Source organism: Mycolicibacterium peregrinum (genome assembly GCF_001665625.1).
Classification (GTDB): domain Bacteria; phylum Actinomycetota; class Actinomycetes; order Mycobacteriales; family Mycobacteriaceae; genus Mycobacterium; species Mycobacterium peregrinum_B.
The window spans coordinates 1-21,001 of record NZ_LZSY01000126.1; the positions used below are offsets into that span (position 1 = coordinate 1).

At 64.8% G+C, this 21,001-nt stretch carries 27 protein-coding genes and 1 pseudogene; 15 read left to right on the forward strand and 13 right to left on the reverse strand.

The window, feature by feature from the left end; genetic code table 11:
- Nucleotides 1-537, forward strand: a pseudogene (locus A5779_RS34080) (hypothetical protein); the annotation flags it as partial.
- Nucleotides 538-682: 145 nt separating this feature from the next.
- Here A5779_RS34080 and A5779_RS20890 read toward each other — a convergent pair.
- The gene (locus A5779_RS20890) at nucleotides 683-1,084 is read right to left on the reverse strand and encodes a type II toxin-antitoxin system VapC family toxin (protein ID WP_064885225.1); all 402 of its coding nucleotides are present in this window, start codon (nucleotides 1,082-1,084) and stop codon (nucleotides 683-685) included.
- Between the two features lie 135 nt (nucleotides 1,085-1,219).
- On the opposite strand from A5779_RS20890, the gene A5779_RS20895 reads away from it, so the two are divergent.
- The 3 genes from A5779_RS20895 to A5779_RS20905 all read left to right on the forward strand — a co-directional run bounded on the left by A5779_RS20895 (nucleotide 1,220) and on the right by A5779_RS20905 (nucleotide 3,301).
- Nucleotides 1,220-1,675, forward strand: coding sequence for a DUF1942 domain-containing protein (locus A5779_RS20895; protein WP_064885227.1), 456 nt, complete (start codon nucleotides 1,220-1,222; stop codon nucleotides 1,673-1,675).
- Nucleotides 1,676-1,740: 65 nt separating this feature from the next.
- On the forward strand, nucleotides 1,741-2,391 hold the full coding sequence (locus tag A5779_RS20900) for a maleylpyruvate isomerase family mycothiol-dependent enzyme (RefSeq protein ID WP_064885229.1): 651 nt from the start codon (nucleotides 1,741-1,743) through the stop codon (nucleotides 2,389-2,391).
- A 10-nt stretch (nucleotides 2,392-2,401) separates the two neighbouring features.
- Nucleotides 2,402-3,301: a hypothetical protein gene (locus A5779_RS20905; RefSeq protein WP_064885231.1), complete on the forward strand. Its 900-nt coding sequence runs from the start codon at nucleotides 2,402-2,404 to the stop codon at nucleotides 3,299-3,301.
- A gap of 16 nt (nucleotides 3,302-3,317) precedes the next feature.
- Here the strand turns inward: A5779_RS20905 and A5779_RS20910 are convergent, their stop codons facing one another.
- Together A5779_RS20910 and A5779_RS20915 are read right to left on the reverse strand one after the other, a co-directional pair.
- Nucleotides 3,318-3,821: a GNAT family N-acetyltransferase gene (locus A5779_RS20910; RefSeq protein WP_064885233.1), complete on the reverse strand. Its 504-nt coding sequence runs from the start codon at nucleotides 3,819-3,821 to the stop codon at nucleotides 3,318-3,320.
- 62 nt (nucleotides 3,822-3,883) lie between these two features.
- Nucleotides 3,884-4,645, reverse strand: coding sequence for an alpha/beta fold hydrolase (locus A5779_RS20915; RefSeq protein WP_064885235.1), 762 nt, complete (start codon nucleotides 4,643-4,645; stop codon nucleotides 3,884-3,886).
- A gap of 255 nt (nucleotides 4,646-4,900) precedes the next feature.
- On the opposite strand from A5779_RS20915, the gene A5779_RS20920 reads away from it, so the two are divergent.
- Entirely contained in the window at nucleotides 4,901-5,641 is a 741-nt protein-coding gene (locus A5779_RS20920; RefSeq protein ID WP_082941781.1) for a cutinase family protein, read from the forward strand.
- A gap of 151 nt (nucleotides 5,642-5,792) precedes the next feature.
- The gene (locus tag A5779_RS20925; protein ID WP_064885237.1) at nucleotides 5,793-6,305 is read left to right on the forward strand and encodes a DinB family protein; all 513 of its coding nucleotides are present in this window, start codon (nucleotides 5,793-5,795) and stop codon (nucleotides 6,303-6,305) included.
- A gap of 36 nt (nucleotides 6,306-6,341) precedes the next feature.
- Here A5779_RS20925 and A5779_RS20930 read toward each other — a convergent pair whose 3' ends face one another.
- Nucleotides 6,342-6,776, reverse strand: coding sequence for a VOC family protein (locus tag A5779_RS20930; protein ID WP_064885239.1), 435 nt, complete (start codon nucleotides 6,774-6,776; stop codon nucleotides 6,342-6,344).
- A gap of 120 nt (nucleotides 6,777-6,896) precedes the next feature.
- On the opposite strand from A5779_RS20930, the gene A5779_RS20935 reads away from it, so the two are divergent.
- Nucleotides 6,897-7,808: an MBL fold metallo-hydrolase gene (locus A5779_RS20935; RefSeq protein WP_064885241.1), complete on the forward strand. Its 912-nt coding sequence runs from the start codon at nucleotides 6,897-6,899 to the stop codon at nucleotides 7,806-7,808.
- A gap of 255 nt (nucleotides 7,809-8,063) precedes the next feature.
- On the forward strand, nucleotides 8,064-8,399 hold the full coding sequence (locus A5779_RS33890) for a hypothetical protein (protein WP_131811668.1): 336 nt from the start codon (nucleotides 8,064-8,066) through the stop codon (nucleotides 8,397-8,399).
- A 5-nt stretch (nucleotides 8,400-8,404) separates the two neighbouring features.
- Here A5779_RS33890 and A5779_RS20945 read toward each other — a convergent pair whose 3' ends face one another.
- Entirely contained in the window at nucleotides 8,405-9,052 is a 648-nt protein-coding gene (locus A5779_RS20945) for a hemerythrin domain-containing protein (protein WP_064885244.1), read from the reverse strand.
- Nucleotides 9,053-9,191: 139 nt separating this feature from the next.
- On the opposite strand from A5779_RS20945, the gene A5779_RS20950 reads away from it, so the two are divergent.
- From A5779_RS20950 to A5779_RS20960, 3 genes are read left to right on the forward strand one after another with little or no spacing between them, the layout of a single operon-like run.
- Nucleotides 9,192-9,521: an ArsR/SmtB family transcription factor gene (locus tag A5779_RS20950; RefSeq protein WP_110777558.1), complete on the forward strand. Its 330-nt coding sequence runs from the start codon at nucleotides 9,192-9,194 to the stop codon at nucleotides 9,519-9,521.
- A complete protein-coding gene (locus A5779_RS20955) occupies nucleotides 9,521-10,159 on the forward strand; it encodes a cation efflux transmembrane domain-containing protein (protein WP_064885248.1) in 639 nt (212 codons plus the stop codon). The genes A5779_RS20950 and A5779_RS20955 overlap by 1 nt, the downstream gene beginning before the upstream one ends.
- Before the next feature lie 14 nt (nucleotides 10,160-10,173).
- Complete coding sequence (locus A5779_RS20960) at nucleotides 10,174-10,809, forward strand: methyltransferase family protein (protein ID WP_064885299.1); 636 nt, start codon at nucleotides 10,174-10,176, stop codon at nucleotides 10,807-10,809.
- Here the strand turns inward: A5779_RS20960 and A5779_RS20965 are convergent.
- The 4 genes from A5779_RS20965 to A5779_RS20980 form a co-directional block, all read right to left on the reverse strand.
- Nucleotides 10,793-11,188 carry a tautomerase family protein gene (locus A5779_RS20965; protein WP_064885301.1) on the reverse strand — a complete coding sequence of 132 codons (396 nt, stop codon included), beginning with the start codon at nucleotides 11,186-11,188 and terminating at the stop codon, nucleotides 10,793-10,795. The two genes, A5779_RS20960 and A5779_RS20965, sit on opposite strands and share 17 nt — an antisense overlap.
- A gap of 131 nt (nucleotides 11,189-11,319) precedes the next feature.
- Nucleotides 11,320-12,576 (reverse strand): S1C family serine protease, encoded by a 1,257-nt coding sequence (locus tag A5779_RS20970; RefSeq protein WP_413784928.1) that lies wholly within the window; start codon nucleotides 12,574-12,576, stop codon nucleotides 11,320-11,322.
- A gap of 490 nt (nucleotides 12,577-13,066) precedes the next feature.
- Entirely contained in the window at nucleotides 13,067-13,477 is a 411-nt protein-coding gene (locus tag A5779_RS20975) for a transglycosylase family protein (protein ID WP_064885250.1), read from the reverse strand.
- Between the two features lie 395 nt (nucleotides 13,478-13,872).
- Nucleotides 13,873-15,228, reverse strand: a complete 1,356-nt coding sequence (locus tag A5779_RS20980; protein ID WP_064885252.1) for an alpha/beta hydrolase-fold protein — start codon at nucleotides 15,226-15,228, stop codon at nucleotides 13,873-13,875.
- A gap of 163 nt (nucleotides 15,229-15,391) precedes the next feature.
- Here A5779_RS20980 and A5779_RS20985 point away from each other — a divergent pair, with 163 nt between their 5' ends.
- From A5779_RS20985 to A5779_RS20995, 3 genes are all read left to right on the forward strand, one after another.
- Nucleotides 15,392-16,408 carry a TIGR03617 family F420-dependent LLM class oxidoreductase gene (locus A5779_RS20985; protein ID WP_064885254.1) on the forward strand — a complete coding sequence of 339 codons (1,017 nt, stop codon included), beginning with the start codon at nucleotides 15,392-15,394 and terminating at the stop codon, nucleotides 16,406-16,408.
- Nucleotides 16,409-16,472: 64 nt separating this feature from the next.
- Nucleotides 16,473-16,862, forward strand: a complete 390-nt coding sequence (locus A5779_RS20990) for a TA system antitoxin ParD family protein (RefSeq protein ID WP_064885256.1) — start codon at nucleotides 16,473-16,475, stop codon at nucleotides 16,860-16,862.
- A gap of 37 nt (nucleotides 16,863-16,899) precedes the next feature.
- Entirely contained in the window at nucleotides 16,900-17,478 is a 579-nt protein-coding gene (locus tag A5779_RS20995; protein ID WP_064885258.1) for an ATPase, read from the forward strand.
- 5 nt (nucleotides 17,479-17,483) lie between these two features.
- Here the strand turns inward: A5779_RS20995 and A5779_RS21000 are convergent, their stop codons facing one another.
- The 4 genes from A5779_RS21000 to A5779_RS21015 are packed head-to-tail and all read right to left on the reverse strand — an operon-like array spanning nucleotide 17,484 to nucleotide 20,110.
- Nucleotides 17,484-18,128, reverse strand: coding sequence for a histidine phosphatase family protein (locus A5779_RS21000; RefSeq protein ID WP_064885259.1), 645 nt, complete (start codon nucleotides 18,126-18,128; stop codon nucleotides 17,484-17,486).
- 34 nt (nucleotides 18,129-18,162) lie between these two features.
- Entirely contained in the window at nucleotides 18,163-18,516 is a 354-nt protein-coding gene (locus A5779_RS21005) for a hypothetical protein (protein ID WP_064885261.1), read from the reverse strand.
- Nucleotides 18,517-18,525: 9 nt separating this feature from the next.
- Nucleotides 18,526-19,251, reverse strand: a complete 726-nt coding sequence (gene scnC, locus A5779_RS21010; RefSeq protein ID WP_064885263.1) for a thiocyanate hydrolase subunit gamma — start codon at nucleotides 19,249-19,251, stop codon at nucleotides 18,526-18,528.
- Between the two features lie 34 nt (nucleotides 19,252-19,285).
- Entirely contained in the window at nucleotides 19,286-20,110 is an 825-nt protein-coding gene (locus A5779_RS21015; RefSeq protein ID WP_064885265.1) for an SH3-like domain-containing protein, read from the reverse strand.
- A gap of 215 nt (nucleotides 20,111-20,325) precedes the next feature.
- Between A5779_RS21015 and A5779_RS21020 the strand changes: the two genes are divergently transcribed.
- Entirely contained in the window at nucleotides 20,326-20,964 is a 639-nt protein-coding gene (locus tag A5779_RS21020) for an FKBP-type peptidyl-prolyl cis-trans isomerase (protein WP_174554243.1), read from the forward strand.
- Nucleotides 20,965-21,001: the final 37 nt, after the last annotated feature.

Here is a 21,001-nt window from a genome sequence, read left to right on the forward strand (position 1 = left end):
GGGCAGATATCCGATTACGGTGGACTGCCGTACCAGGGCAGGACGGTGCTGGAGCCGGTCAACGTCATCATCGTCGACCCGACGTCGACGTCCGCAGCTGAGGCCGCCTACAAGCTCAACACGGCGATGTTCTGGTCCGGCTACTCCGCCCAGCCCATCCACAGCACCGGGTTCCAAGGCACGATCGACGATGTGACCTATGGGCAGCAGCCCACTGGCCCCTTGCTGGGCTACTCGGACAACTTCTTCCTGTTCCCCAACAACCACGGCCGAATCTTCGGGCCCGACCCCGTGGAGACCAGCGCGGGGTACGTCTGGAGTGGCTCGTTCAGCACCGAACAGTTCGTCATCTACGACCTGTTACCCAGGCATGCGTACGTCTCGTCCAACCTCGCCCGAAATGCGCTCGCGCTTCGGCTGCTCGCCAGCGGCCGGGCGACCTATGGCGGGATGGTGGCGTTGGACAACTCGTACAACACCGCCACCACGACAACCGGTGACCATGACGGTTACGCCGTGGTCATCGTCCTGAAGTAGACGTGAACTCCGGCTGCACATCACCAAGTGACCAGAGGCGAGACCTGCCCGCCTCCCGGCCACCGAACCCTCACGTACGTAACGTGGTGGCGGAGAAATTCGAGTTTCGCCGCCACTCGGTTACAAACGCGGCATGGACAGCACGCTATGGCCGCAAAATCTCTGCTGGAGAAACGGTTTCGACGAACGCGCGCGCCGCATCGGCGAGTTTCCTGTCCGCGGTGGCCAGCGCGTCCGCCTGCAGTTGGGTCAGTGCGATGTACTCGGCCTGGTAGGTGTCCGGCCAGTCCAACTGGGCGGCTATTCGCCAAGCGCGGTCCTGTAGTACCCGGTCGCCCAGGAGTCGGATCCGCAGCCCGCGAATACCGTCGAGGACCTTGCGGGCGCCCGCGTCGTCGATCTCGCCGCGTCGCACCGACTCGTACACCAGGGCAAGTGCCTGCGAACGCAAGAGCGTGGGCGCCACCAGGCTGTGCTCCGGCGGAATCGAGGCTCCATCCGCGGCGAGCTTGACGGCGACCGGGGCATCGATGACAAACGCTGTCATACGAGTACCTTCGCACGAACACGAGCCACCAATAGCAGGTCGCACGTTTGAGGGACCTGAGTTTGGATACCCCTCGGATGAAGAAGAAGGTAATTACTCCTGCACACAACAGGAATACGGCGGAGGGAGCCCACCGTGGCATTCTCGCAGATCGCAATGAAGACGATGGCAGCTGCGGCCGGGATCGCGGCAGCCGGAATGGTGGCAGCGACTCCGGCATACGCAGATCCGGAAACGCTCCAGTTCGGCCAAACCGCAGAAGTTCCCAGTCCAGGTGGCGCCATCGACTACACCGTGAGCAACTTGCAGCCCAGCGGTCATAACGACGGGATCTGGTATGCCGATGTGACGGCCGAGGCCGTCAGCGGCTCCCCGACGCCGAACATTTCCGATTTCAACGCTCGGGCTGTCAACAGCTCCACCTACGCGGACATGAAGGGCAACCAGACGGACGGCCTTGCCAACCAACCGATCGCACCGGGGTCTCAAACGACCGGGCGGGTCTACTTTGACGTACGCGGTGGCACCGCGCCCGACAGCGTGGTCTATCGGGACGCGGGTGGTACCGACAAGGTGGTTTGGAAAGGCTGACCACCCATCGGTGAAATCGGCGGAAAGGTGACCGCCGACGTCGCCCTGCGGTAACACTTTTGGTCATGACGATCGCAGAGGACGTCAAGGCCGAACGCGCAGCATTGACGAAGTCGTTGGTCGAGTTGGGCCCGTCAGCCCCTACCGCGTGTGGCGGGTGGACGGCGCTGCACCTTGCGGCCCATCTGGCTGGTGAAGAACGCTACGGAGGTGTGACGACCTTCATTGCTCGATCCCTGGTGACGCGTGGTGTTTCGGTGTCCGGTACACCGAAGATGGTCGACATTGCGCTTCGCCGGGAACAGCGACACGGCTTCGCGGCAGTGATCGATCGGTTGCGTCGGCCGATGCCGCGGCTGCTGCTGCAACCGACGGTGGCGCCGCTGGCTCTGTTCGAATACTGGACGCATCACGAGGATCTCGTCGGTTTCGACAACGACGCCCACGCCGCGCCGGTGACGCTGACGGAGGCCATTCCACTGGTACTGCGATACCAGGTCAAGAAACTGCCTGCGGGAGTTCGGGTAACGGTCAGCATGAGCGACGGCCGCCGGCAGTGGTCAGTCGGACCGACGTCGGGACCGGAAGTGATCCTCGGTGGCTCTGCCCCAGATCTGGTCCGGTGGCTGTCGGGTCGACGAGCAGCAGGCGAGATCACCATGGCCGGGCCCAGCGCAACGGTGCAGGAACTCCGCGCATTCGGGGGGCGAGTGTGACTGCCGGACAATGGACTTGCGCCGCTGTGAGGCTGCGTTGACCGTCGATGACGACCTCGACTCGCTCTACGGCATGCGGCCCGAAGAGTTCACCGCCCGGCGCAATGAGCTCGCGGCAGCGGCAAAGAAGCGTGGAGATGCATCGGCGGCCAAGGCGATCGCCTCAGCCCGTCGGCCGACGACGGCTGCGTGGGTGGTGAACCTGCTCGCACTGACCGACGCGACAGTCCGCCCAAAATTGACCAACCTGCACGAAGCGCTGCGCGCCGCACACGCGGCCATGGATGGTCAACGCATCCGTGAGCTGTCGGCGACGCAGCGAACCCTCGTGCAGGACCTGATCCGCGCCGGATTCGCGGCGGCCGAACTGCCCGATCCGACAGCAGCATTGCGCGACGACGTCACCGGCACACTTCAGGCAGCAATCGCCGATCCCGAGGTCGCTGCGCGTCTGGGCCGGCTGTCCAGAGCGGAAGAGTGGTCAGGGTTCGGCGACTTCGGAGCATCGTCCGTTGTGATCACGCGTTCCCGGCCCGACACAGGATCCTCGCCGGGACCCACCCCACCACCACCGACGCCGCGCGAGAAGCAGTCCGACGAGGACACTGCTGCGGTTGAGACGGCCCGGCGCCGCCGTGACGCCACCGCATCCGAACTGGGCGAGGCCCGCGCCGCAAACGACGATGCTCTCGCAGCGTTGAAGGAACGCCGGCGCAAGGTCGAAACCGCACGCCGGCGCTACGAGAAAGTCCTCGAGACGCTCACGGCCGCACAGCGCGACCTCGAGGCAGCGGAAGCGCAACTCGACCTCGCGCAACAATCCGCCGATGAGCTGCAGAATCGAGTACGAAACGCCGAAGCAGCTGTGGCGCAGGCAGAATCGCAGCTGATTCGACTAACGGGCGAGTAACGGTGGCCGTCGGGCGTCAGACGCCGAAAGCTTTCGCATACGCAACCTCACCGCGGGGTACCGCCGCATCAGGATTGAGCGTCAGGGCCAGGAAGTTGTCGTCCGGTGCCTCGAACGGCGCAGTGATACCGAGCCGCGATGCCGGGCTGAACCCGAACCGCGGGTAGTACTCAGCGTGACCCAGCACAACAACCAGGTTCTCCCCCAGTTGGCGCGCCCGCTCCAACCCTGCGCGAATCGCCGCCGACCCAGCGCCACTTCGCTGGAGATCGGGCACGACCGCGCAGGGCCCGAGTGCGAGGGCGGGATGACCGTCGACGGCGCATCGCGTGAGCAACGCAAATCCCGCAATCTCACCGTTCATGTCGCAGCTGACGACGGACAGTCCGTCGATCCAGGCGGTCGGGTCTTCTCGGAGCGCGTCGACGAGGTTCGCTTCCAGCGCGGTGGGAAAAGCTGCCGCATTCACGGCGTGGATGCGCTCGACATCCTCTGGTTGCTCAACTCGGGTACTCCACATATCCAACCTCTCACTCACCGCCTGTGTTTCATGCGTCGTGAACCATATCTTCTGCCGCCCCGTCAACCCGGCACGGTGCTGGACGCGCGCCCGAGATGCCTGGGAAAGAACCGGGTATCGATCCGGCCATCGGCGGGCACCGGGTGATGCCGTCCTGGAAAGGCATGCAGCACTTTGTCTTCCGAGGCGAAGGCACCGAACAGCTCGAGGCCAAATCCCCGTGGGATCTCCTCGTCGTCCCACGGGAGCAGGTACTCGACAGGGATGGTCACCTGCTTCGCCGCCTCCAGTAGCTCAGGATGTTCGACTACCGCGCCGAAGAGCGCGGCGGTGATCCTGGATTCAACCGCGACCAGCGGTATTCCGACCGCGCTCGCCAGTGTCATGCCGGAGTAGCCGATCGGCGCTCGTGGGTCGATCTCTGGAAGGGTATGGACTGCATCGATCGTGGCCTGCCATTCGGAGACGGCGCGTTCGGCCACCGAGTGGCAGTAGTCCGCGAGGTGCCGACCGAACGACGGGCTGCGTTCTGCCCGCGCCTGCTGGAAGGCGTCGACCAGACGAACATCTGCTGCGCTGCGTGGCCGTTCGCCATGGCCGGGCGCGTCGATCGTGACAACGTGAAAACCATCCGTGAGCACCGAAGAGTAGGCCCGGGCGACGTGCCCCGGGGCCCTCTTGTCCAGGCCGCCGGGGTGACCGGCCAGCAGTACCGGAGCGCCGTCGGAATCGGTTTCCGGTGACCAGAGCACACCGGTGATGTCGCCCAGGGTGAAGGTGCGTTCGATGACGCCGTTCGACGACGTCTCAGAGGTGAAATGCATGATGTGATGCCTTTCGGAAGTGCCGATGTTCAGGCGCTCCCGGCGACACCTACCTCGATCGCCCGACCGTGAACACGAGTGGGAGCACCCACAGGGTTACAGCGTCCATGGGTCTCACCTCCTCGCGTGCCGTCACGGTCGCAGGCACGTTATCAATGCGACTGCGACCCCGTCCAACGGTTTTCGCGCGCGTCCACGTTACGTACCATCGAGTTCGGACAATCGGCCGTCCTCTCCCGACGCGAAGGTTCTCCTATGCACGCAATCCATCGCCACCGAACTCCCGCGGTGCGCAACCGCCGGAAGATCTACGGGCCCGCGGGGCTGGTCACGGCCACATTCACCGCGCTGGCACTGGTGAGCGCCGCCGCGCCCGTTGCCAACGCGGCCCCATGCCCGGACGCCGAGGTGGTGTTCGCCCGCGGGACCGGAGAGCCGCCGGGTGCCGGCGGCATCGGGCAGGCGTTCGTCGATGCCCTCCGCGCCAAGGCCGGCGCGAAGTCGGTCGCTGAGTACCCGGTGAATTACCAGGCCAGTGCCGATTTCGCCGATGGCATTCAGTTTGCCCTCACTGTGATCGACGGCATCAGGGACGCCACCACTCACATTCAGGCCGTCGCCGCCGACTGCCCCACCACCAAGATGGTGCTCGGCGGGTTCTCCCAGGGCGCGGCAGTGGCGGCATTCACCACAGCTGCCGACATCCCCGAGGGCGTCCCAGCCGCCTTCGTGCCGCCGCCGATGCCACCCGAGATTGCCTCGCACGTGGCCGCCGTGGCGCTGTTCGGGAAACCGTCAAACGAGTTCCTCACCGACGCCGGGGCGCCGCGAATCACCATCGGACCGCTGTATGCGCCCAAGACCATCGATCTGTGCGCCACCGGCGACAGCGTGTGTAATGGTGCAGCGCCAGGACCGCCCACCGGCGCGCACAACTCGTACACCGCGAACGGCATGGTCGACCAGGCCGCGCAGTTTGCGGTCAGCCGGTTGTAGCGACCACACCGCTGATCCTCCCTGTTTCGTGCGGTGGTGCCACGCACAAGCTCGGCGTTCCCGTCCGCCCGGTCGCGGACGCTCGACACCTGCCTGGGCGAACGGCACTTGAACCATGACTGCACCCGCACCACAGAAACGGAGTAAACGTATGGGCACCAACCGAATCACCAACGGAACCGAGCGCACACTCATCGAGAACACACTCGACCGAAACCGTGAAGCACTGATCGCGACCGTACTCGGGCTGACTGAGCCAGACGCGCGCCGACACCTCGTGACATCGCTGACGACGCCGATCTCGTTGATCAAGCACGCAGCGGCCGCGGAACGGATTTGGTTCCAACGTTTCTGGGGCGGCCTCGATGAATCCGCATGCGACGGATACTCGAGGCGAGACGAGGGTACGTTCTCCGTTGCCGATGACGAGTCGCTCGCCGACGTGATCGCCGAATTCGAGCGCGCCAGTCAACAATCCCGCGAGATCGCCTCCCGCTTCGACCTCGACGCCACGATAGACATACCCGCAGAGGGAAAGGTGAGCATGCGGTGGACCCTGCTCGCCATGATCGAAGAGTTCGCCAGGCATGCCGGCCACGGCGATATCCTTCGCGAGCAGATCGATCAGGCCCGCTCTGACCGCGGCACCACCGAAACTTCTTGAACTGAACCGGGGTTGGGTTCCTGCAGGCGGCGTACCTCAGTCGAGGCAGAACTCGTTGCCCTCGATGTCCTGCATCACGATGCAGGACTCCTCGATGCCGTCCGCGGGCAACACCCGCACCTGCACGGCCCCGAGCGCCACCAAGCGCGCACACTCGGCTTCCAGAGTCGCGAGGCGTTCTGAACCGACGAGTTCGCCGCCCACCCGGACGTCGAGGTGCACTCGATTCTTGACGGCCTTGCCTTCCGGTACGCGCTGAAAATACAGTCTCGGGCCGAGACCCGAGGGATCGATGCAGGCGAACGCCGATCCCTGGCGCTCCGGACTGAGGGATCGATCGAAATCCGCCCAGGTGTCGAACCCCGGCGGCGCCGGCGGCACCACATAGCCCAGCACCTGGCACCAGAAGCGACCTACGCGCTCGGGATCTGCGCAATCGAAAGTGACTTGGAATTGCTTGACGGAGGCCATCAACCGACCCTAGCCACCTGCCGAGCTCGATCGCTGGATAGTTCCGATGGCTCGAGGGCGTTCCCACGAGAAAGACAGGTCATTCGACATGTCTTCAGTGCGGCCCTCAGGAGGAACAGTATGAGTTTGGACAGCAGTGCACGGGTGGGCAGTCCGGTCGACGAGTTGGTTCCGTCGCGCTACGCGGTACAGGTCGGCGACATCGAGGTTCTGGTGATCAGCGACGGAGTGCTGCCCATTACGACCTCGACGTTGGCCACCAACGCCGACCCGACCGACCTGGCAGTCTGGCTGGGTGACAATTTCCTGCCGCCCGAGGTGATCGACTGGCCACTGAACATCGTGGTCGTCCGTAGTGGCGATCGGACCATCCTCGTCGACGCCGGGCTCGGCCTGGAGTTCCCGGACTTCCCCCGGGCCGGCCAGACGGTCCAGCGACTGGAGGCTGCCGGTGTGGATCTCGGTTCGGTGACCGACGTCGTGCTCACCCACATGCACATGGACCACGTGGGTGGCCTGATCACCGAAGGAGTGAAGGAACGGCTGCGGCCCGATCTGCGGATCCACGCCGCGGCTGCCGAGGCCGAGTTCTGGGAGAAGCCTGATTTCTCCCGCACTGTCATGCCGCAGCCGATACCGGATGTGCTCCGGCGGGTCGCCTCGCAGTTCTTGGACGACTACCGGGGCCAGCTACGCACATTCGAGACGGAGTACGAGGTGGCACCGGGCGTACTCGTCACCCGCACCGGCGGTCATACCCCCGGTCACAGTGTGGTCCGTCTGGATTCCGGCGGCGAGAAACTGACATTCGCCGGCGACGCGGTGTTCGCCCCCGGGTTCGACAACCCCGAGTGGCAGAACGGATTCGAACACGACCCCGAAGAGGCGGCCCGCGTCCGAATCGAGCTGCTGCGCGAGTTGGCAGCGACCGGAGAAGCACTGGTGGCCACCCACCTGCCGTTCCCGTCCGTGTGCCACGTGGCGACCGCCGGCGACGTCTTCCGGTGTGTCCCTGCCGCCTGGGATTACTGATCGGGTCACCGGCTACCGGTCGTGATCGGCCGGCGTTCTCCACGGAGAGCGCCGGCCATCCACGTTCCGGACGGCGGAGTACCGCTGCCGCCCAATTTTTGACATGCACGTCAAACTTCAAGGCGGCGTTGAAGTTTCTGTCAGCGAAGTCGCAGTTTCCACCCGCAGCAGGTGCGGAACTGCGAGCATGGCCGTAACGGCGCGACGTCGGCAAACGTCGAGCCGCCGTGTTCAGCCGGAACGAAGGAGCGGAAGATGCGTTCGTTGATGACTTCTGAGGTGCGATGCCTGCTGACGAGATCAGCGGTGGCGGCAATCTCGGGGATTGCAGTGCTGGGCGCGGTCACTCCGGTGTCGGTCGCCTCGGCAGCACCCCGCACACCCGCCGCTCTCGATTCCCCCAACAACCCGGATGATCCGGCGTGCGCCACCGAGGGATGGAATCCCGCCTGCTGGGGAGGCATGTACGACCAGACGCCAGACGACGGGATACCAGGAGACAACGCCGCGGAGGGAGGCATTCCGGCCCCGGCAATGGTGCCGAACGTCGACGGGTCGATGAGCCCGCCCGGCACGCCCGGAGCCATCTAGTCGCATCACACGTCGTACAACTTCCTGCGGTATGCCGCCAGTGACCGCGGTCCCAGCGCTTCGACCAAAAACCTTTGCGGCAGTGGCACTCCCATCAGGAAGGAGCGGCCCTCTTCGGGGGAGGCGTAATCCAGCACCAGACCGCCGAGGAGGACGCCCCACCGTGGATGCTTGGCCAAGAACGACGCTCCCCGCTTGACTGCGATTCCCCACTCCCTCGGTGTCAGATACTCGACGATCACCGGCAACGCGTCACGTTCTTCATCGTCCAGGTGGACCAAGACCAGTTCGGACAGCTGGGCGAAGGCCTCCCTCATCCGGGCCGTCGTCGATCGCTGCACGAACTTCGTCCACGCCACACGAGCTGCGTGCACCTCCTGCAGCGCCGTTGCGATCTGCCCGTGCTGCGCTTGCATTTGCTCGATGTCCGATTTCCGATCCGACGCCCTGGCCGAGACGATCGGCCAGACCAGCTCGTCCTCGGCCGCGTGGTGGTGATGCAGTGCTTCTGTTATGAATTGCAGGTGGCTACCGACTACCCGCGCACGACGGTTGTCGCCGGGCTGCACCCTGGCGATCAGCCACGCCAGGTCATCGAGCTCGCGACGAAACACGCGGTGGACGAGCAACATATCCAAGTCGTTGACCGGCATCGCAAGCTCCCTTCGATGAACGGCGTGAACCATTCAGGGCCAGCATGCGCCGGGCGTCGGGCGTCGCCACGAGTATGTGGCTACCCCACATTCTCAGTTCAGCAATTTCTGAATTCAGGAACTGATGTACTGTTGGCCCATGGAGACGCTGACGCAGGTGGCGGTGCTGGCCCGGTTCGGTCATGCCCTGTCGGATCAGACCCGGTCCAAGATCCTGCTCGCACTCAAGGACGCCCCGGGATATCCGGCCGACCTGGCCGAGGCGGCGGGCGTCTCTCGGCAGAGCATGTCCAATCACCTTGCCTGCCTTCGTGGTTGCGGACTGGTCGTGGCTGTCCCGGAAGGCCGGCGAACCCGCTATGAACTCGCGGATCCCAAACTCGCCCACGCACTGAACGATCTGCTGCACGTGGTGCTGGCCGGCGACCCCGAGCAGTGCCCCGACGCGGCTTCGGATGGTTGCTGCTGATGGCAGCCGATGCCCCGGTTCCCGCTCCCCTGGCCCCCGCGAGACGGGCGTTGCTCCACCGGCGGATCCGATGGTTCGTCGCCGCAACCATCACCTACAACGTGATCGAGGCGATCGTCGCGATCGGCGAGGGCACCAGAGTGTCGTCGACCGCACTGATCGGCTTCGGACTCGACTCCGTGATCGAGGTGTCCTCGGCTGCCGCCGTCGCCTGGCAGTTCTCCGGCCCGGAACCGGAGGCACGCGAGAAGATCGCACTGCGGATCATTGCGGTGTCGTTCTTCGCACTCGCGGGCTACGTCACCGTCGAATCGATCCGATCGCTCAGCGGGGCAGCCGAAGCCGGACATTCGGCGATCGGCATCGGATTGACCACCGCCAGCCTGGTCATCATGCCGCTGCTGTCCTGGGCCCAGCGCCGCACCGGCCGTGAACTCGGTTCCCGCTCAGCCGTGGCTGACTCCAAGCAGACGCTGCTGTGCACCTATCTGTCCGCGGTGGTCCTCGCCGGACTGGTCCTCAACAGCCTGCTCGGCTGGAGCTGGGCCGATCCGATCGCCGCACTCATACTCGCCGGCGTTGCCGTCAACGAAGGACGCGAGGCCTGGCGCGGCGAAACCTGCTGTGGAGACCGATAACCGAGGAGATGAACATGGCCGTGACCGCATTGATTCTCTACCTGATCTTCGCGGTAATGGGATTCGGTTGGCGTAGTTGGGTCCACTACCGACACACGGGGTCGACGGGATTTCGTGGCATCAACGGACGGCCGGGCTCGCTGGAATGGTTGGCCGGTGTCGGCTTCATCGTGTCGATCATCGTCGGCGTGGCCGCGCCGGTGCTGCAATATCTCGGACTGACCGCACCGATCGCCTTCCTGCAGGCTTCATGGATCCAGTCGCTGGGTACGGTGCTCGCCGGTGCCGGAATCGTCGCCACCGTCTACGCCCAACTGGACATGGGAGAATCCTGGCGTATCGGGGTCGATCCCAGCGAGACAACAACACTCGTGCGCAACGGAGTATTCGGATTGGTCCGCAACCCTATCTTCACCGCCATGCTGGTCTTCGCCGGCGGCGTCACGCTGATGACACCGAACCCAGTGGCGCTCTTGGCTTTCGTCGTGTTGTCGACCACCGTCGAACTGCAGGTCCGTGTCGTGGAAGAGCCCTACCTGAGGCGGACCCACGGTCAGGCCCATCGTGACTACTGCGTCGCCGTCGGACGATTCGTGCCCGGTGTGGGACGCGATGGGGGCCGCCAGGAGCCGATCACACGTTCACGTTGAAACCCAGGTCGATATCGCAGGCGGCCTGTCCGCCACGAATACCCCAGTTCTGCAGCGGGCTGTCGCGTACGAGGATGGTGACATGGTTCGGTGGGATGCCCAGCTCCTCCAGACGATTGACGATCTGCCGGTAGAGATCTCGTTTGGCGTCCACCGACCGACCAGAAAAACAGTCGATCGTCACCAGGGTGTACAGCTCCGGTTGCGCCAGGCCCGGTGAATGCGAGAACCGATGCGGCTCATGGGATATCAGGCGTACATGCTTGTCGCTCGCCGGGATCTGGAAGGCGACCACAAGTGCGTCGTGCACGGCGTCGATGATCGCCACCTCTTCGGACTGGCAGTAGGGCCGCCGTACCTCGATGAGTGTGCTGGGCATCCGGGAATCGTCACACACGGCCCGCGACGCGGTCATCCGAATTTCTCGGTCCACCTAGCCTGCACTGACAGCGACACAGCGGTGGGCCCCAGCCCGGAAACATCCGCTGGGGCCCACTGACTGCTTCTGCGCTACGCCTGGACCTGCCCGAGGGTGACGTCGACGGTGCGCGAAGCGCCCGACGGGTCCTCGTAGGTCAGGGTCACGGTGTCCCCCGGCGCCTTGGATCGCACGGCAGCGACCAGGGCATCGGCACCGTCGATCACCTGATTGTCGACCTTGGTGATCACCGCACCATCGGGCAGGCCGGCGACGGCTGCCGGACCCCCGGCGACCACACCGGCGACCGCTGCGCCGTTCGAATCGCTACCGGAGAGCTGGACACCCAGCGAGGCGTGCTGGACAGTTCCGGTCGAAACCAGTTCGTCGGCGATGCGTTTGGCCTGATCCACCGGGATCGCGAAGCCCAGACCGATCGAACCGGCCTGTCCACCGCCCTGCGAACCCTGGCCGCCGCCCAACGATGCGATCGCCGAGTTGACCCCGATCAGGTCACCGTTCATGTCGACCAGTGCACCGCCCGAGTTACCCGGATTGATCGCAGCGTCGGTCTGGATGGCGCTCATCACCGAGTGTTGGCCGCTCTGCTCATCGCCGGTGGCAACGGGACGATCGAGCGCGCTGATGATGCCGGTGGTCACCGTCCCCTGCAGGCCCAACGGCGAGCCCACGGCGACGACATTCTGCCCCACCTTCAGATCCTTCGAGGAACCGATGGCAATCGGCGTCAGCCCGGACACGTTCTGCGCTTTCACCACCGCGATGTCGTCGTCGGGGTCTGTCCCGACGACGGTGAACGGCACCGTGCGTCCATCCGACATGGTGACAGTCGCCCGCATCGCGCCACCGGCCCGACCAGAATTCCTGGCCGACGGTCCATCCGGCGAATACTGGTCGTCACCGGGGAACTGTCCACCCGGGTACATCCCACGCGGCAAGCCGGGGAATTGCCCGCCCGGCGACTCCTCGGCAGCCAACGGCCCCTGGCTACCGGTGCCGCGGGCGGCGGCCGCCACGACATGGTTGTTGGTGAGGATCAGGCCGTCCTCGCTGAGGACGATTCCGGATCCCTCCTCACGTCCCTGCCCGGTCTCGATCTGCAGCTTCACCACGCTGGGCAGCACCTTGGCGGAAACCTGTTCGACCGACCCGGCAGGTGCGGATGCCTTCGGCTGCACCGGAACGGATCCGGCGGCAGGCGATGGGATGCGGGCGTGGTCAGCGGCCGGCGCCTGCGCGACAGTCGCGGGCTTTCCGGACTGGTCCACCACGGCGACCGCTGCGACGGCACCGGTGGCCATCGCCACCGCGGCCGTGCCGGCAACCAGTACACCGACGCGGGACTTCTTCTTTGGCTGCGAAACGTCTTGCACCGGAGGGGCATCGAAACTGTTGATCATCTCGGGATGCAGGCCATACGGCGGGGACGGATGCTGATATCCGGTCCGGCTCCACGGGCTTGAAGTTGTATTTCTTTGATCTGCCGCCTGTTTGGCGTCCCACTGAGGGTTACTACTCTGCGGTGACATCCCAGACCATTGATTCATTCGTGATGCTTCTTCCTTTGCGACACCGACATACATGCGCCGTGCCGGCGCCTACCTAGATGGTGCAGTGCGCTACTGAGGCTTTGCTGAGAGTTGGCTCGGTGCTGCCCAAGACTTTCTCGAAGCGTGAAAGCGCTAGTGCCGCAGGAAGGCCCCCAGCCGAGCGGTGGCCAGCACCTGCCCGACTTTGAATTGCTCGAATGCGCCGACTCGGGTGAACCCGATCCGGTCGGCGAGGCGGAGCGCCGCGAGATTTGCCCGAATATTGGCCTCAGCCCAGCGGATTGAGCACCAAGGTGCACAGCCGCGGCAGGTTCCTCAGGGGGATCCAGACCATCACCTGACGACAGGCCCCCGAGGCCTGGCCGACCGGGCCGCCACACACCGGCCAGGCGCCAAGGCCTTGGGTCTGCATCACGTTGCGTGCCACCCGGATCTGCTCCTCGCGACTCGCCGCGGCGGGCGACCCGATTCCCCCGTTCGAGGACCATGTGGCCGGGGTGAACTGCAACCCGCCGTAGAAGCCGTTGCCGGTGTCCGCCGCCCAATTTCCGCCCGATTCGCACTGAGCCATCGCGTCCCAGTTCGGTTCGGCGCCGGCGTTCGGAACTGCGACGACTAATTGAGCCAGGGCGATCGCACCGACGAACCCGAATACGGTGACGACCTTGCGCACGCGCATGTCGATCCCTTCATGGCGGTGTGCACTGCGTGCACGCCGGTAATGGCGGGGCGACAGACCATTTTCAGCCCATCGTGATACAGAGTTTACCGATGGGGCGAAAGTAAAATACCCGTGCTAGAGAGTCTAATTATCTTCTTTGAGTTTATTTAATAGTTATGGGCCGTGTGTGGCCGATGGGAACAACCCGATCCCCCTTTCCGACCCTGAAACCGCAGTTCACACGCATCTCCGTGCAAGATCGGCAGCCCGCGCGGGTTCGCGTTCCGCCTCACAGAGTTGGCCATCGGCGGTGTGAAATTTGCAGCCTATTGTGAATTCAGTTTCCAATGCGATAGCAGTGAAAGAATTGAATTCTGTTGCAAATGTGACTGATGGGATTGATGTGGCTGTTGTTACATCGCGCTGGCTGCGACGGCGGCAGGCCGCAGCCGGGCGATGATGCCGTCGAGGTCGACAGCGAACATGTCGGGACGGAAGACGTGGCCCCCAGGCACCTCGTGCGCTTCGTACGGGATCCCGGCGTGGTCGAGCAGCCCCCGGAACTCGCGCTGGCCGGCGAGCACCTCCGTCTCGTTGGCGCTGTCGAACCAGTTGATCGGGTCCGGACTGGTGCCCGCGACGAGGAACACCCGCTTGTTGCGGTAGCTCTCGATCCGCTCGACCGGGTTGTCGGCGCTGACCCTGGCCTGGTCCCAGAGCGGCGCGCCGTACACCGTTCCACCGGCCAGATCCAGAACTGCCGACGTGATGTTCGCCCAGTGCACGACGAGGCCGAAATCGCGGCGCAGGCTCGCCGGGCCCGAATGGGCACTGACCGAGGCGAAGTGGCCGTAGTACTTGGCCGCGTACTTCAGCGCACCGAAGCCGCCCATCGAGAATCCGCCGACCGCTCGGCCGTCGTACTCGGCGTACGTCCGGAAGTTCGCCTCGATCCAGGGCAACAGCTGGGCGATGTGGAACGTCTCCCAGTTTCGCGGTCCCACGAATGAAGTGACCGGGTTGGAGTACCAGCCGGCATGCCCACCGTCGGGCATCACGACGATGATCGGCTTTCCGGCGGTCCAGTCACGGATGCCCATGAAGTCGAACGAGCGGAAATCGTCGTTGCCGCCGTGGAACATGTAGAGCACCGGATAGGTCCGCCCGCTGGTGTGGTAATCGTCGGGAAGCAGGACGTTGACGCCGGGGTTCCAACCGATGGCCGCGGTCTGGAATCGGTAGTACCACAGGCGAGGATCGTTCTCGCTGCGATCCACGATCCGCAGACCGAAGCCGTCGCCGCGCCCGGTGAATATCACCAGCGTCTGCCCGGGGCTGATCGCGCCCGGGTCGGAGATGCCGTTCACGCCAGCGATCGGTGGATAGAACGTAGCGTCCCCGTAGAAGCGTGATGCCAACGCCGACAACGTATCTCCCGGAGCAACCTGGTACTTCCTGAGTTCCGGGATGATCAGTTGCCGGCCGGGATCGATACCGGCATCCGGGGCGATGCCATTGGCGGCGGCGATCAACCGCGACAGATCGGCCTGCCCATAGAAGCGCGACGCCAGAGCAGGCAACGTATCCCCCGCGGCCACGGTGTATCGCGCATAGTCGGGAAAGAGCAGCCGTTGCCCCACTTGGATGACGTTGGGATCCGGCACCCCGCTGGCCGCGGCGATCAGCCGGTACCGCTCGGCATCCCCGTAGAACCGCAATGCCAACGCTGACAGCGTTTCCCCCGGCACCACCGTATGAATCCTGACCATGGTTCCCCTCCTTCAGTCGCAACTAGCTCTGGTCCTGGCGCTTGTCGTAACGACGCCGGTTGCCCCGATGTCAACAAGTCTAGGCCCGCGGCCGACAGCGTGAAATGGTTGACTTCTAAGGCATTACGAGTTCCCGGCACGCATACTCACGTACGCTGCCCACGTGTACGTCGACGTGATGACCGTTCCCCAGCCGCTGTCTCGAATAGGTGACCTTGCCCGCCGTACCAAGTCCGCCGGATTCTCCGGACTCCTGCTCACCGAGACGGGCCGGACCGCGTATCTCAACGCGGCAGTCGCCTCGCAGTCCGCACCGGGCCTAGAGCTGTCGACCGGTGTGGCCGTTGCCTTTCCGCGAAGCCCGTTTGTCACGGCGGCGTCGGCGTGGGAGCTCCAGGAAGCCACCGGCGGCAAATTCCGGCTCGGTATCGGAACCCAGGTACGCACGCATGTCGTGCGCCGCTACGGAATGGCCTTCGAACAGCCGGGTCCGCGCCTGCGCGACTACGTCTTGGCGGTCAAGGCATGCTTCGCTGCTTTCCGCACCGGCAAGCTCGAGCATCACGGCGAGTTCTACGATCTCGACTTCATCACTCCGCAGTGGAACCCCGGGCCGATCGATGCTGCCGATCCCAAAGTCGACATCGCCGCGGTGAATCCGTGGATGCTTCGCATGGCCGGTGAAGTCGCCGACGGCGTGCACGTCCATCCGATCGGTGAGCCGGGCTACATCGCGCGGCACGTACTTCCCAACCTGGCCGCCGGCGCGGCCAGGTCCGGCCGCTCCGCCGCCGACATCGCCAAGATCATCCCCGTCATGACGATCGTCGGCGACAGCGACGAGGAACGCGCCACCGAGCGCGAGTTCGTGCGGACCAGCATGAGCTTCTACGGGAGCACACCGAACTACGCCTTCATCTGGGACGAGGCCGGCTTCGAGGGCACGACCGCCCGACTTCGGGAGAAGCAGAAAGCCGGTGATATCGCCGGCATGGCAGCCCAGATCACCGATGAGCACATCGCCGCCTTCGCCACCGAATCCACGTGGGATGGACTGGCGGATGCGTTGACCGCCAAATACGGAGGAATCGCCACCCGCCTCGTGCTCTACAACGCGCTCAGCGGGCCCGGACGGCTCGAGCGGTACGGCGAGATCGCCAAGCGGTTGTCGGCAGGATGATGCGCCGAGCCAAGCTCGTAGCACTCTGCTACGCTTGTTTCAGAGTGCTACCAAGGAGGTTCTCATGACCGAGACCGCAGATCGGGTGACGCGTTTCGCCGCAGACCTCGTCGATAGTGCGGCCGCAGAAGGTGCACGTCAGAGCCGGTCGGCCAAGCAGCAACTCGACCACTGGGCGCGGGTGGGTCGCGCTGTGTCGAGCCGGCACAGCGCCGCCCGTCGGAAGGTCGAGGCCGCCCTGGCGGGCGATATCCCGCTTCGGGAGCTGACCGCCGAAGAAGGCGCGGTGTTCGACGCCGAGATCGCGGCCTCCATCGAGGAGAGTTTGGCCCGCGCCGACTACGGTGCGACGCTGGCCGCCCGCGGCATCACCACGGTCGCGCTCGACGAGCATGGCGAGATCGTGCAGTACCAACCGGACGGCAGCACCACGGTGCTGACGTCGCAGCAGTGATCCCGGCTCACGCTGACCCGGGCCATACCGTCGCGCAGTGAAGCGTCTCGATCTCGTCGTCGGATGTAACGGCGCCGGCAAGTCCACCTTCGTCGAACTCACCCTCTCCCCTCTGCTTCCGGGCAGCCCCTTCGTCAACGCGGACGAGATCGCCAAGCGTCGCTGGCCCGCGGATCCGGCCCCGCACTCCTATGAGGCCGCGCTGGTTGCCGCCGAAACCCGGACCAAGCTCATCGAACTCGGCGAGTCCTTCATCGCCGAGACAGTGTTCTCCCATCCCTCCAAACTCGAACTCGTCGACGACGCGCAGGCCGCCGGGTACACCGTGATCCTGCATTGCATCCTGATACCCGAAGAACTGGCGGTGCAGCGAGTGCACCACCGCGTGCAGGCGGGCGGCCACCATGTCCCCGAGGCGAAGATTCGTGAACGCTACCAACGGCTTTGGGATCTCGTCGCAATCGCCGCGACGCGGGTGGACTCAACAACGTTCTACGACAACAGCGCGGTCACCGGCCCGCGGATCGTCGCTCAGATCGCCGGCGGGTTCGTCGTCGGATCACCCATCTGGCCGACGTGGACGCCGCCGACGCTCAATGCCCGATGGAACCGATAGCGACCTCAGCTCGAGTCCACGGCTGCGAGGTGCTGGGTTGCCGAGAGTTCCAGCACCTGGCGGTTATGAAAGCGGTCGTCCTCGTACAAAGTGGTGATGCTGCCTGCTTTCCCCGCGAAGTTGACGTAGCCGACCGACGCCAGGGGCATCTTGATCCACGCCGCGATCACGAACGTCAGCGCAAATCCGTGCGTGACGATCACCTGATGGCTCACGTCCGCGGCGGTGATCGCCTCCATGGCCGCATAGATCCGGCGTGCGAACTCCTCTTTGGTTTCTGCGCCTCGGAGGCCTTCGCGGTGGGCCAGCCGATCGCCGCGCGCCGGCGGGGCGACGAACCGTTCATCGAGCCAGCGCTGCGGACGTCCTTCGGCTTCTCCGTATGACTTCTCCCGAAGTCGCGGATCCAAAACTTCGGCCGTGTGGAAGGTTTCGGCGATCACAGCGGCAGTTCGCTGCGCCCGCAGCAAGTCCGAGGACACGACTTTCACCGTGGTCGTCCCGGGAACTCGTGCCCGCAACGCCTCCGCGAGGGTGTGAGCGTCTCGCAATCCCTTCGCGGTCAAGTCCGAGTCGAACCATCCCCCGACCAGCCCATCGACGTGATGTGTGGCTTCGGGATGGGCGATCACATAGAGCTTCCGGCTCATCAGCCGACCGTATCGAAACGACCTACCGGCCGGCTCAGGCCCCCTCGAGGCGCGTCCGGACGTCGCGCATCCGCTGGGCCAGTGTCTCTTCATCGATGACATGTCTGGCCACCAGGGAATGCGTAAGTGCGACAAGCTGGTTCTCTGGATACGGCAGCGTCACGTAGACCTCTTGTACCAGCCGGTCCTCGTCGGTTCGACGAGTGAGCAGCGGCAGTGTGACCCCTTCGTGGTCAAGTGCGTCGCACATCCCGTCCAGACTCGACTTCCAGGGCGGAACCGGGTTGGAGACGCCATACTTCTGCGCCATGCGGGGCCACGACTGTCCCCGACCGACCAGCTGTTCCAGCGTCCGGACCCTCACTGCGGTGACGTCATCGTCGGTCATGCGCTGCCCTCAGTACCCCTCAGCCGGGCGGACGGCAGGATGCACCGGCCGGGGCGCATTCACGGTCACCCCGGGCTTGGGTAGGGCGACACCGATCATGCAGTCGCGGGTGACGATCTCGGCAAGCTGCTCCTCGGTCCAGTCCTCGGTTCCGGCGGGCCGGACCGGCAGCACCAGGAATCGACGTTTGGAATTGGAATCCTCGACGCGGATTTCGACATCGTCGGGCAGGAAAAGCCCGAACTCACCGAGAACCTGACGGGGCCAACGCACAATTCGGCGTCGATAGTTGGGTGTCCGGTACCACTCGGGAGAATTCCCGAGCAACGGCCGCGGATAACACGAACACAATGTGCAGACGATCACGTGGTGCAAACTCGGCGTGTTCTCCAGTACTTCCAGAGCCGTGAAGTCACTGGGTGTACCGAAACCGGTCGGGTGCAACCAGTCGATCCCCACTTCCCGACTGGCGGCAATGGGATCCCTGAGCACCAGCTGCTTGTAGTCCGGATCGACCCATGCCTTCGCGACGAGTCGCGAGCCCGGTGCCGGGCCGATCTGCTCGACGAACTCGGTGTAGTGCCGGTGGTCTTCCGCGGTGAAGAGGCCCTTCTCGATCGCCAATTCGCGGAGCGCGATTTCCAGGACCTCGAAATCGGTCACTTCCTCGACCATCGGTGCCGCGTGCCGTTCCGGTGCTTCGTGATGCGTGTGCGCCGCGTCGTCGTGCGTCATGTCGGTTTCCTGTTCGTTCCGTCGAATGAGCGGTCTAACCGAGCGGCCGTAACCACAGTTCGGAGATCTCGGCCTGAAGGGTGTCGCCCTCGGCGCCCGCATACGGCTCCCACACGTCGGTCATGTTGAAGCGCACGATGTAGAACCACTGAGGCTTCTGCTCTTCACGGTCGAATGCCTCGTCCTCGGGAACCAGACTTTCGTAGGACACCTCGGCGATGGTCCCCGGTTTCCCGCGCAGGTACTCCTGGGTGCGCGTGTAGAAGATGGTCGGGAGATCCCGCACCTGCACCCGATCACCGACGGCGAATCGAGGAGCGCCGGCCTGGCCGGCGAACCGCTGGGGGTCGCCCTTGCCGAGCGCCTCGATGTGATGGCGGTTCCTGGAGACGGCCGCTGGATCGCCCACCCCGCGCGGTGCGGCCGACAGGGCGTCGGCAGCACCGGTGGCAACCCGTGCGCGCACCTCGTCGACGCGCTCGAGCAACTCGCGAAGCGTGATGTGATCCTTCTCGACGAGGCACCGGGCGATAGCCCACACCCAACGTCCGTAATAGGGAAAGCCGTGATAGATCGTCCGGCCGACATCGACGTTTCCGAGCCGCCGTCGTTCTTCGGACGTCCAGATGCCACGCCAGCCGAGAACCTCACACGTGACGAACGTATTGAGTTCCCACGCCTCTTCTTGCTTCTCCTCGAAGATCGCCGGCGCGTCGGGATCGCCGCCGACATCGTGCGGATTCTTCATGAAGGCGCTGAACAGAGTCCGATCGATCTGATCCGGATAGGGCCAGTCCTGCAACCGATGCAATGCCGGACGCAACTGGCTGACAAAATCGCCCATGGAATTGTTGGCCATAATCCGTGTCCTCAGATGGATAAACGGTCTGCCTGCGGCGACGCTATCACGGGCAAACGCCACCCGATGCCTATCGGAGAATCTTTGCTCCTCCCGGCAGCGGGTATTTGAATTTTCACGATGAAGACAGGATTGGGCGCGGGGACTTTGTCCACCGAGGCGTCGTCATGCGGCTATCGGCAGGCATAACCCCGCGCCGCTGTAGCGTGACGCGCATGAACTCCTTTCGTGTGCCTTCCACCGTTGCGCTCGTGGCCTGTGCCGCTTCGTTGACCATGACGCTTGCCGCATGCGGCTCCGACACGGACACTTCTGCGTCGTCGGCCTCGACGAGCACGCCCTCGGTCGCTGAGGTACTCACCCCCTCGATCGCCGAGACGGCAACCGAAGCCAGCACCTGTCCCACGGCAGCACCCCAGAACGCCGGCGCCCCCGAATGGACGGTGTCCGGGGCGACCGGCAGTGTCGCGGTGACCGGGTCCACCGACACGGCCGCACCTGTGGTGAAGGTGACCGGACCGTTCAGCGTGGCCGAAACCCAGGTACACACCCTGAAGGCGGGCGACGGGCCGGTCGTCGCACCCTCGGCGAACGTTTCGGTCTGCTACATGGGTGTCAACGGGCGCGACGGTTCGGTGTTCGACAGCAGCTACGAACGCGGCGAACCGGTCGATTTCCCCCTCAACGGTGTCGTGCCCGGCTTCCAGAAGGCCATCTCCGGGCAGAAGGTCGGGTCCACGGTGGCCGTCGCGATGACCTCTGCCGACGGCTACCCGCAGGGACAGCCCGCCGCGGGTATCCAGCCGGGTGACTCGCTGATCTTCGCGATCAAGATCCTCGACGCCCAGGGCTGACTCACACCGCCCGGCCGGGGCCCGGGCAGGCTTGCGA

Excerpts from the sequence above, each read along its gene's own strand:
- A5779_RS20910 (WP_064885233.1), bottom strand. The coding sequence starts at position 3,821 with ATGTGGAGTACCCGAGTTGAGCAACCAGAGGATGTCGAGCGCATCCAC.
- A5779_RS20955 (WP_064885248.1), top strand. The coding sequence starts at position 9,521 with ATGGCAGCCGATGCCCCGGTTCCCGCTCCCCTGGCCCCCGCGAGACGG.
- A5779_RS20915 (WP_064885235.1), bottom strand. The coding sequence starts at position 4,645 with ATGCATTTCACCTCTGAGACGTCGTCGAACGGCGTCATCGAACGCACC.
- A5779_RS20905 (WP_064885231.1), top strand. The coding sequence starts at position 2,402 with ATGGACTTGCGCCGCTGTGAGGCTGCGTTGACCGTCGATGACGACCTC.
- A5779_RS20990 (WP_064885256.1), top strand. The coding sequence starts at position 16,473 with ATGACCGAGACCGCAGATCGGGTGACGCGTTTCGCCGCAGACCTCGTC.
- A5779_RS20930 (WP_064885239.1), bottom strand. The coding sequence starts at position 6,776 with ATGGCCTCCGTCAAGCAATTCCAAGTCACTTTCGATTGCGCAGATCCC.
- A5779_RS20945 (WP_064885244.1), bottom strand. The coding sequence starts at position 9,052 with ATGCCGGTCAACGACTTGGATATGTTGCTCGTCCACCGCGTGTTTCGT.
- A5779_RS21005 (WP_064885261.1), bottom strand. The coding sequence starts at position 18,516 with ATGACCGACGATGACGTCACCGCAGTGAGGGTCCGGACGCTGGAACAG.
- A5779_RS20890 (WP_064885225.1), bottom strand. The coding sequence starts at position 1,084 with ATGACAGCGTTTGTCATCGATGCCCCGGTCGCCGTCAAGCTCGCCGCG.
- A5779_RS21000 (WP_064885259.1), bottom strand. The coding sequence starts at position 18,128 with ATGAGCCGGAAGCTCTATGTGATCGCCCATCCCGAAGCCACACATCAC.
- A5779_RS20980 (WP_064885252.1), bottom strand. The coding sequence starts at position 15,228 with ATGGTCAGGATTCATACGGTGGTGCCGGGGGAAACGCTGTCAGCGTTG.
- A5779_RS20900 (WP_064885229.1), top strand. The coding sequence starts at position 1,741 with ATGACGATCGCAGAGGACGTCAAGGCCGAACGCGCAGCATTGACGAAG.
- A5779_RS20935 (WP_064885241.1), top strand. The coding sequence starts at position 6,897 with ATGAGTTTGGACAGCAGTGCACGGGTGGGCAGTCCGGTCGACGAGTTG.
- A5779_RS20960 (WP_064885299.1), top strand. The coding sequence starts at position 10,174 with ATGGCCGTGACCGCATTGATTCTCTACCTGATCTTCGCGGTAATGGGA.
- scnC (WP_064885263.1), bottom strand. The coding sequence starts at position 19,251 with ATGACGCACGACGACGCGGCGCACACGCATCACGAAGCACCGGAACGG.
- A5779_RS21015 (WP_064885265.1), bottom strand. The coding sequence starts at position 20,110 with ATGGCCAACAATTCCATGGGCGATTTTGTCAGCCAGTTGCGTCCGGCA.
- A5779_RS20975 (WP_064885250.1), bottom strand. The coding sequence starts at position 13,477 with ATGCGCGTGCGCAAGGTCGTCACCGTATTCGGGTTCGTCGGTGCGATC.
- A5779_RS20965 (WP_064885301.1), bottom strand. The coding sequence starts at position 11,188 with ATGCCCAGCACACTCATCGAGGTACGGCGGCCCTACTGCCAGTCCGAA.
- A5779_RS20920 (WP_082941781.1), top strand. The coding sequence starts at position 4,901 with ATGCACGCAATCCATCGCCACCGAACTCCCGCGGTGCGCAACCGCCGG.
- A5779_RS33890 (WP_131811668.1), top strand. The coding sequence starts at position 8,064 with ATGCGTTCGTTGATGACTTCTGAGGTGCGATGCCTGCTGACGAGATCA.
- A5779_RS20925 (WP_064885237.1), top strand. The coding sequence starts at position 5,793 with ATGGGCACCAACCGAATCACCAACGGAACCGAGCGCACACTCATCGAG.
- A5779_RS20950 (WP_110777558.1), top strand. The coding sequence starts at position 9,192 with ATGGAGACGCTGACGCAGGTGGCGGTGCTGGCCCGGTTCGGTCATGCC.
- A5779_RS21020 (WP_174554243.1), top strand. The coding sequence starts at position 20,326 with ATGAACTCCTTTCGTGTGCCTTCCACCGTTGCGCTCGTGGCCTGTGCC.